Origin of the sequence: Streptomyces sp. NRRL WC-3618 (assembly GCF_001280005.1) — a bacterium.
GTDB lineage: Bacteria > Actinomycetota > Actinomycetes > Streptomycetales > Streptomycetaceae > Streptomyces.
Genome location: NZ_LGDW01000443.1, coordinates 55,987 through 64,828, shown reverse-complemented (window position 1 = coordinate 64,828; position 8,842 = coordinate 55,987). Strand labels below are relative to the sequence as shown.

The following is an 8,842-nucleotide window of genomic DNA, read 5'->3' as shown; positions in this document are numbered from 1 at the left end:
GGGGAAGAGGGGGTCACGGGGGCGGAGCCTGCCAGAGGTGCACTGTGGAACGCACCTGGTTTTTACCGGCGTACAGGGCGCCCGGGACGCTCAGAGTCCCTCCCCTGCCTCCCTCTCCTCCGGGACGGCGGCCGTTGCCGTGATCTCCACCAATTGCCCTGGGTAGCCGAGGCAGGCCACTCCGAGCAGGGTCGACGAATGAGGTCCGGCCGACAGCCCCGACGCCTTGACGACGTCCCAGACGGCGGACAGAACCTCAGGCTCGCCGCTCACGACGTACACGTCGGTCGACAGAACATGCGCGAAGTCACTGCCCACCGCCCGGATTGCTCGCCCAGGTTGACGATCACCTGCTCTGCCTGCCGTACGGGATCGCCCACGCCGACGATCCGCCCCTGCACGTCGAGCGGCACGGAGCCGGCGAGAAACGCGAGACGCGTGCCCGCCTCGACGACGGAGGCGTGGGAGTAGACGGGCGGCGGGAACAGACCCGGGACGGTGACGCGCTTGAGCATGGCGGGCTCCTGGAGAGCGGTGGGAGGTGGGACGGGGAACGAGGACGGGGCAGTGGGTCGCCCGCAGAACAACCTGCCGATCATGCGGGAAGCCAGGTCGCGGGCGCACCCAGATTTCCGTTGGGGGCACTGCTGTTGTCGTACGGCGGTCGCTGTCCGGCCCGTCCACGTTGCGGGTGTGTCAGCCGTGGCGCGCGTGGGACGACGGGTCGTACAGACCCGTCAGCCGCCAGCCGTCGTCGCGGGCCACCTGTTCGAAGATCTCGATCTTCCGTGCGAGCCCCTCCGGGTCTCCGATGTCGCACCACCGGCCCGCGATCGCCTCGGCCCACTCCTCCTTCCCTCTCACCAACGGCAGCCCGCGCACGGCGAGATGCAGTGCCAGCGTCGAGCGCGCGTAGTACCGGACGGGGTTCCGCTGGTCGCGGATACGGGCGTACTGTTCGGTCTCCCGCAGGCGCAGCCGCCCAGCGACGGCGTCTGCGACGAGCAGCGGGACCATGGCTCCAGGTGTGCGCGCACCCGGAGACGCGATCAGGAACGTCAACTCGCCTTCACTGGCCCTGACTTCGTACCGGGGCAGATACGACAGCCGGGCGAACCCGAGCGCGTGCTTCCATGACGTCACCCACAGGCCCCGGTTGAGGTAGTAGCGAACGCTCCGCTGCCAGGTCCAGCACGTGTCGAGGCGGAAGCCGTGCAGGGCCTCGGCGCGGCACGCCTCGTACACCGTGTCCAGCGTCGACGAGGCGAGGCCGCGCCGCCGGGCCACGGGATGGACGTACAGCGACGAGACGCGCAACGCCCCCACGCCGGTCGGCCAGGTGTCCACGGCGACGGTTCCGAGCGGCCCCCTCGGCCGTCCGTACGGCCTGTCTTCGGCGGCGTCCCAGAGCCAGTACCTCCTGGAGTAGTCGTCGTTGTGCTCGTACTCGCGTCCGGACGCCCCGAGCCGGAGGCGTAACCGCTTCACGTGCGAAGCCGTGAACGAGTCCGGGTCGCTGCACTCGCCGAGGGCGCCCTCGGCGAGTGAGGCCAGGTCCCAGAGAGCGAAGCGGTGTCCTTCGGCGGGCCCGACCGCGCGCAGGCCGGGGCATGCCGACAGCCGTTCGTGCGCGCGCAGGGCGAGATCATCTTCCATGGCCGGAGCGTAAGGACGTGGAGGGTGTGTCTGTCCGGCCCGGGAGGGGATCTCACCTGCGGGTTCACCTTGGCGATGGACCCGCTCATTGGTCGCGTGTTTGCCTCTCGCACTCCTGTTCAAGTGGTGGGTACGCCTCGGCGATGGCCGCGCAGATCCGCCGACGGAGCAGTTCCTCGGCCTCGGACCGGCCGGAGTCCCCCTCGCCTCCCGGCAGCCCGTCCAGAAGCTGGTCGTAGTGGCTCATCCGGTGCCTCAGGTAGTCGACCTTCCAGGGAGCGAGAGTGGCACGGCCGACGCCGCCCCGCTCCGCCGAGTCGCCGGCGGGCAGCTCGATCGGGCCGCCTGCCGCCGCCTCCCGTCGCGCCCGGTGTTCCACCGCTCGCAGGGCCAGCTTGCCCGGCTCCAGGCGCGGTACCTCGATCGGCTCGGTCCTGATCCGCTCCAGGACCTCCAGCCGCCGTCGCCGCACCGCGTTCCGCACCGCTTCCGACCGCCGCGCCGAGGACGCGGCCACCCTGCGGAACTCGTCGGTCCGCTCGGCCGCCGCGACCCGCTCGACGTGGTACAGCCGGACCTGCGGTGCCGCCTTGAGTCGAGGATTGACGCTGAGCCGGTCCGGTGGCCCGAGCAGCCGGTGCACCATCGCACCGGTCCATCCGCGAGTCCGCAGACCCGCCAGAGAGACGTACCGCTGGCCGTCTTCCTCATAGCCCTCACTACTCTGAGAGCCCTGCTGGTCCCGACTTTCCTCGTAGCCCCGATCGCTGGCATGGCAAACCATGACTACCTCCCCCGTAGCTCGGTCGTGACGCTCTGTGACGACACCTCCCATTGAAGCGCCCACCACTGACAATCACCCGAGCCGCCCTGGAGCCAGGAGCCGAACGGTTCGCTCTCAGGCGGTCAGGACAAGACCGAACCTGCTCCCGGTCGTGCCCTCAATCACCGTCAGAAGGGCTCTGAGCTGCGGGGGGGGGTGCCCCAATCCGCGACCCAGCCCCGGCGGCCGTGGCGCAGGCAGGTCGATCAGGTCGCTGACGCCCGCCACCTGCTGCAGGGTCCGGGCCAGTGACACCAGCGTCTGGCGGACCGCCGCGATCTCCGAGCGCAGGGCGTCCGCGTGTTCCCAGGCCCGTTCGTACGCGACCGGGTCGACGTCCGCAGGCCGGCTCGACTCGTACGCGGTCAGACGGGGATGCCAGGACGCGAGCAGCGGGCGCAGGACACGGTTGAGGACCGTGACGGCCAGGACGCCGAAGCTGACATGGCCGGGAGCGAGGGGCGGGGCGATCTCGGGGCCGTACCGGCGCAGTATCTCGCGGGTGGTGCCGAAGAACGTGTACAGGGACGACAGCGCCTCGCGCAGGAAGCCCTCTTCGCGGTCGAGTTCCTCGACGGACACCCGGGTGATCAGCTCCAGATACAGCTCCCAGGCCGCGCTCCGTTCCGCGTCGGCCGGGACCCAGGTGCCTGAGATCTCGCCGACGAACGGAATCGCCAGTGTGGCCGTTATCTGCGACGGACCGCCCGGTCCGCGTCGCCTGCGCTGCCTGCGTCTCATGATCGCCCTCCCCGGACTCACAGTAGGGTAAGCCGTCGTGTGGGACGTCTTCCTCAGTTATAGCCGCAGTGACGCGGACCTGGTGCGTCCGCTTGTCCGGGCGCTGTCGGACGGCGGACTCTCCGTGTTCACGGACGAGACCGGAGTCGCGTCCTTCGCCGGCATCAGCGACACGATCCGGCGTGAACTGTCCCGCTCGAAGGCCCTTCTGGCCTACTACTCGGCCGGCTACCCGGAACGCGAGGCCTGTCAGTGGGAGCTGACGACCGCCTACCTCGCGGGACTCGGCGAGGGCGATCCGCGCCGACGCGTCATGGTCGTCAACCCGGAGCGGACCACGGACCACATTCACCCGGTGGAGCTGCGCGACGCCAGGCACGCCTCATTCGACGACCCCGCTGCCCTCGTATCGGACGTACGCGCGCACCTGGCCCGCATCGATGAGCCCATGACGATCACAGAACCCGGCGTACGGCGTTGGCTGCTGGGCACGCCAGAGCCGCGCCCCGACTTCCTGGGCCGTCTCTCCGAGCTCTGGCAGGTGCACTCCGCCCTGCACGCCCACGCGGCCCCGCTCGTGACCGGTCGCGCGGCCGCGCTCGCCGCGCAGATCCGAGGCATGGCGGGCATCGGCAAGACGCTGCTGGCCCAGGAGTACGCTCTCCGCTTCGAGGCGGCCTACCCCGGCGGCGTGTGCTGGGTGAACGGGGAGGCGTACGACGAATCGGTGCGCGCCCTCGGTACCGGCGGTGCGGGCGCCCTCTTCGAGTACTTCGACGCCATCGGCGAACCGTTCCTCTGGATCGTCGACGATGTCCCCGCCGAGCGCTTCGAGGCGCGCGAGATCGCCGCGATGAGGGCACCCCACCCCCTCGGCCGCACTCTCTTCACCCTGCGCAGCCGCTCCTACGATGTCCTTGGCACGCCGGTCGACGTGGGACCGCTCGACGCGCCACACGCGCGCGTGCTGGCCGGTGACGACGCGCTCGCGGAGGCGGTGGGCGGCCATCCGCTCGCCCTCGGCCTGCTGGGCCGGGCGGTCCGCTCAGGAGAACAACCGCAGAGGCTCTACGACCGGCTGCACGCACGCGGCAGATCCCTCCTCGACACGCTCGCCGACGAGGATGTGACGGGCTCGGTCGTACGGGACGTGGGCACGCGGGACACCGCCGACGCCCTGCGCTGCATGGCAGCCCTCCACCCGCTGCCCCTCACCACCGATGAGGTGGCGCAGGTCCTTGGCGCCGCCGACCGCGTCCCCCGGGTCGTCGCTTCCCGGCGGGCGACGAACGGCGTCCGCGAACTGCGCGCCCGCAGCCTCCTGACGCCCGCCACCGACGAGCGCTGGTCCCTGCACCCTGTGACCCTGCACGCCTGGCACCACCACGACCCGGCCCCCGCCCGCGCCGAAGCCCTCCGCCATGCCGCCCTGCGTACCCTGTGCGGCCGCCGCGACCCGGTTACGCTGGCCTTCCCCGATAGCCGTAGGGAGGCACCCATGGCAGCGCCCAGCGAGTCGGAACGGATGGCCGCCTACGACATGCAGGTCGAGCTGGTCACACGGATCGGCGTGCAGGAGTTGGCACCGGGAACGGGAAGCCTGCGCGAGGCCCTGGCCTCACTGAAATCCCTGATCGATTTCACGCGCGCGACGCTGCACACGTACAGCATCGGTCTGGAGCGCGGCGCGGACCTGGGACGTCCGACGGTCCAGAGCCTCGCCTACGCCTTGGTCAACGACACCATCCGCCCCTTCACCACCCCCTGGCATCCCAGGCTCGCGGCCTACGAGGCCCGGTGTCCGGTGGACACCTCCCCCCTCGACCACGAGGCGGCGTGGCCGGAGGCCGAGGCGATGCGCGCCGAACTGGCCGCCCTGCGTGAGCCGTTGCTGCGGATCGTGGGAGGGCTGGGAGACATCTCCGGGGCGGACTTCGGCGTAGCGGCGACGGGATGAGCGCGTGTCCGGCGTGGTGGTCGAGACCGGTCCGCGCCAGCGGGACCCTACGGACGTCAGCCCGTGAGCAGCGGTTCGAGGAACCGGCCAGTCGTGCGCCGCGTGGGGTGGAAGTGAACTGCGTGGCGAACTCCTGTAGGGAGGGGGCGATGCGTTGGGGTAAATGCCCTTGTGGGGGAGTCAGGGGCTTCATGGCGTCAACGGTCGTACCACGTGCGTAGCTTTGAACAGGCACGATGCGCTGACCGATGCCGGTGCGTCCAGGACAAGCACGGCAGGCCGACCCTGGTCCTGTCGGAATCGGATCCGTGCCGCCGCCCCGCAACCGTGCCGCCCCTTGCGTTCATAAAGAACGTGGCTTTTGCAGGCATCGTCACACGCGAGTAACACAAGGGCCCCGAACCGTCCAAGAACCCGATCTACGGTAGATACCACCAGCCCCCAGCCCGGCCACCGTCGCCCGAAGGCACACCCCCGCCTCCCCAGACGACAGGAGCCCCGTGTCGCTCGCCCTGCCTCCCTGGCTCGCCCACACCCTCCGCGCCCAGCGCGGCCCTGTGCCCTGGAACGCCGTGATCCGGGGCGCTCTGGCCGCCGGGCCGCTGCTGCTGGCCGGCGTGCTCACCGGCCGCACCTCCGTCGGTGTCGTCGCCGCGCTCGGTGCCATGTTCGCCGGGATCAACGACCGGCCGGGCAGTCGGCGTTCCTCCGTGCGGCGGCTCGGCGTGCCCGCGTCGGCCGGGGCCCTCGGGCTGGTCGTCGGGACCTACGCCGGAGAGCAGTTCGGAGCCGTACCGCTGACCCTCCTCCTCACGGCCCTCGGACTCCTCGCGGGCGGCATCAGCGCGGTCGGGCCCGTCGCGTCCGGCGCCGGCACGCAACTGCTCGTCACCGCCGCCATCGGGGCCGGGATGCCGTTGCCCGAGCCGGGCTGGCAGCGGGCGCTGTTCTTCGTGGCGGGCGCCGGCTGGCTGCTCGCCCTGCGTCTCGCCCTCCCCACACCCGGTGGCAGCGCCGGTGACTTCCGCTTCGACGGCGAACGTGCCGCCGTCGCCGCCGTGTACGACGCCGTCGCACATCTGCTCGACGCCGCAGGTACGGACGAGGCCGGTGCCCGGCGCGTCGCCCTCACCGCCGCCCTCGACCACGCCCAGGACGCGCTCGGCGGACCCCGGCTGCGCCAGTACGCCAGTTCCGCGGACGAGCGGCGGCTGCGCACCCAGTACGCCGCCGCGCTGCCCCTCGCCGAGGCGGCGACCGCCCTCGCCTGGACCGGGGACGCCCTCCACGCGCGCGTGGCGGAAGGGCCACGGCGCCTCGCCGCCGCCGTACGGACCAACACGCACACCGGGCCGCTGCCCGCCCCCGCCCGTTCCGCACCGGGGCTGCGCGCCCTCGACGACGCGCTGCTGCACGCCGCCGACGCGTTCGACCGCGGCGGCGACACGCACGACCTGCACACGCGGCGCCGTTCCGTCGCGGCCCTGCTGCGCACGGCCGTCGACTCCGGTGGGCGCGAGTACGGGCTGCGGGTGGCGCTCTGTTTCGGGGCCGGCGCGGCCGTCGCACAGGCCACGCACCACGCTCACTGGTATTGGATTCCGGCCACCGCCGTCTTCCTCGTCAAGCCCGACCTCGGGCCGCTCGTCTCGCGTGTCCTGTGCCGGGCGGCGGGGACCGTCCTCGGGGCCGTCGTCTTCGCCGGGCTCGCCGCCGTACTGCCACGCCCCGAGGGACCCGTCGCGCTCGTCGCCGTGAGCGGCGCGCTGATCCCGGTCGCCACCCGGCACTTCGCCGCCCAGACCGCCGTCGTCACGGTGCTTGTGCTCGCCCTCGTGATGGTGGGCGGCGAACCCCAGGCGTCAGGGAGCCGGATCCTCGAGACGCTGGTGGCCTGCGCCCTCGTACTCGTCGTCGGACATCTGCCGATGCCCGGGCAGCGCGGCGGGGGCGTACGGGCGCGGCTGGCGCGGGCTACCGAGGCCGCGCAGTCGTACCTCCAGCATGTGCTGAGCGGCTCGGACGACCGGCACGCGCGCTGGAAGCTGCGTCGCGAGGCCTATCGTGCGCTCGCCGAGGCCCGTACGGCCATCGCGCACTCCGCGGCCGAACTGCCCGCCCTGGCACGGCACACCGAGGGGACAGGGGAGGTCGCCGCCACGCTCGAACGACTTGTCGACACAGCGACCGCCTGCGCCGTACACCTCGACGACACCGGTCACCTCACCCGTCAGCACAGCGAACACCTCACCGAACTCCTGGACGAACTCGCCGAGCGGCGTGAGCGCGCCGGGCTGCGCATGCGGGTGCCGGGGGCAGACGGGACGCCGCTCGCCGGTTGACGTCGGCCGGTGCCGCCCGTTCTCACGGTTCGCGCCGCCCACCGGTACGAGCGCCTCGTACGGCGGCCGTATGACGCCTGCTCCCGCGGACCTCGTCATCACCGGCTGTACCGCAGCGAGGGATCCGGGCGCATCTCGGTGAGGCGTATTTCTCCTCGCAGGGGCCCCAGGGGCGGGCGAAGTCGCTGGAGTCCGCACTTAGGCCCTGCCGTTTGGATCATCTCGGCGTCGCGGGAACCGCGACCAGACCGACACCAGCCTCGCCCGGCGCGGCCTCACCCCGATCGAGGTACTGGCCCGCACCGGCGTCCTGGATGGAGACCTCGACGTCCTCATCGCGCTCGGCACCGGCATCGTCGAGCGGGACCTTCCCGTCCTGGCGCGTACGAACGGACGTACGGCCGTGGCGACCGCGCCCCGCGAATACCTCAGGTTCGCCTGGCCCACCACCACGCCGGTACGCGCGCTGCGCGAGATCGGCGTCCCCGTCGGCCTCGCCACCGACGGCGCCGCCTCCAGCGGCTCGCTCGACGTGTGGGAGTCCATGGCGCTCACCTCGCTGATCCAGAAGTCGGCTGTGGGCGACCCCCGCTGGCTGACCTCCCGGCAGGCTCTGCACCATGGCACGCTGCACAGAGCGCACGGGCGGTGGGACTCGGCGAGTGGATCGGCGGCCTGACGCCCGGCCGGAGGGCCGACATCATCGTCGTCGACCTCACCGGGCCACACACCCAGCCCGTGCACGACCTCGTCGCCATCCTCGTGCTGACCTCGACGTCCCGGGAGTCCGGGAGCTGGGCAACCGGCTGCCGGCGCTCGTCGACCGGAGTCACGGCAGGCGGGTTCAGGAGTACGACACCTGACGTCTCTCCGTGGGCGCAGATGAGGGGGCGACGGCCTCACGTGCGCGTGACGCGCCGATACACCGATACGCCGAGCACGTGCGCCCTCACGACGAGCATGACGACCGATACGGAGGGTGAGAAAAGCGGCGTAAGGGATGTAACGGGGTGAGGTGATCCTCACATCCGGCGGTGAACGGGTGTCAACTACGTCTCAGTACGGTCACTTGGCGAGGCCCTTTCCCCATGATGAGCGTTTAAGTCTATGAGATCAGCGCTACATGGAGGTGCAGGGTGAACGGGCGACAGGTGCTCGAACGCTTTCCTGCCGGCGGACCGCGCGGTTCCTGGCCCGCGGAGGAGTTCGCGCAGGCGCGGCGGCTCGAGGGGCAGGCCGCAGAGGTCGTCATGGACCTCGCGACGGACACGTTCCTCGTGATCGTCCGGGGCGGGGTCGCGGGGGAGTGAGGCGGTCGCCAGG

General features: G+C 71.5%; 6 protein-coding genes and 2 pseudogenes. 4 read left to right on the top strand and 4 right to left on the bottom strand.

The window, feature by feature from the left end; translation table 11 throughout:
* Window positions 1–90 precede the first annotated feature (90 nt).
* The 4 genes and pseudogenes from ADL01_RS28880 to ADL01_RS28865 all read right to left on the bottom strand — a co-directional run bounded on the left by ADL01_RS28880 (window position 91) and on the right by ADL01_RS28865 (window position 3,220).
* A pseudogene (locus tag ADL01_RS28880) lies at window positions 91–515 on the bottom strand (RidA family protein).
* Between the two features lie 181 nt (window positions 516–696).
* Complete coding sequence (locus ADL01_RS28875) at window positions 697–1,656, bottom strand: GNAT family N-acetyltransferase (protein WP_053744927.1); 960 nt, start codon at window positions 1,654–1,656, stop codon at window positions 697–699.
* Between the two features lie 85 nt (window positions 1,657–1,741).
* A complete protein-coding gene (locus ADL01_RS28870; protein ID WP_234354827.1) occupies window positions 1,742–2,302 on the bottom strand; it encodes a hypothetical protein in 561 nt (186 codons plus the stop codon).
* 252 nt (window positions 2,303–2,554) lie between these two features.
* A complete protein-coding gene (locus ADL01_RS28865) occupies window positions 2,555–3,220 on the bottom strand; it encodes a hypothetical protein (RefSeq protein ID WP_234354826.1) in 666 nt (221 codons plus the stop codon).
* Between the two features lie 37 nt (window positions 3,221–3,257).
* Here ADL01_RS28865 and ADL01_RS28860 point away from each other — a divergent pair, with 37 nt between their 5' ends.
* From ADL01_RS28860 to ADL01_RS44065, 4 genes and pseudogenes are all read left to right on the top strand, one after another.
* Window positions 3,258–5,177: a toll/interleukin-1 receptor domain-containing protein gene (locus ADL01_RS28860; protein WP_053744925.1), complete on the top strand. Its 1,920-nt coding sequence runs from the start codon at window positions 3,258–3,260 to the stop codon at window positions 5,175–5,177.
* A gap of 500 nt (window positions 5,178–5,677) precedes the next feature.
* Complete coding sequence (locus tag ADL01_RS28855; RefSeq protein ID WP_053744924.1) at window positions 5,678–7,519, top strand: FUSC family protein; 1,842 nt, start codon at window positions 5,678–5,680, stop codon at window positions 7,517–7,519.
* Between the two features lie 107 nt (window positions 7,520–7,626).
* Window positions 7,627–8,382, top strand: a pseudogene (locus ADL01_RS42705) (amidohydrolase family protein); the annotation flags it as partial.
* Between the two features lie 273 nt (window positions 8,383–8,655).
* Window positions 8,656–8,829 carry a hypothetical protein gene (locus ADL01_RS44065; RefSeq protein WP_107091014.1) on the top strand — a complete coding sequence of 58 codons (174 nt, stop codon included), beginning with the start codon at window positions 8,656–8,658 and terminating at the stop codon, window positions 8,827–8,829.
* The last annotated feature ends 13 nt before the right edge of the window (window positions 8,830–8,842 follow it).

What these genes read in the sequence shown, in the direction of transcription:
- ADL01_RS28870 (WP_234354827.1), bottom strand. Translation starts at nt 2,302, where the DNA reads ATGGTGCACCGGCTGCTCGGGCCACCGGACCGGCTCAGCGTCAATCCT.
- ADL01_RS28875 (WP_053744927.1), bottom strand. Translation starts at nt 1,656, where the DNA reads ATGGAAGATGATCTCGCCCTGCGCGCGCACGAACGGCTGTCGGCATGC.
- ADL01_RS28865 (WP_234354826.1), bottom strand. Translation starts at nt 3,220, where the DNA reads ATGAGACGCAGGCAGCGCAGGCGACGCGGACCGGGCGGTCCGTCGCAG.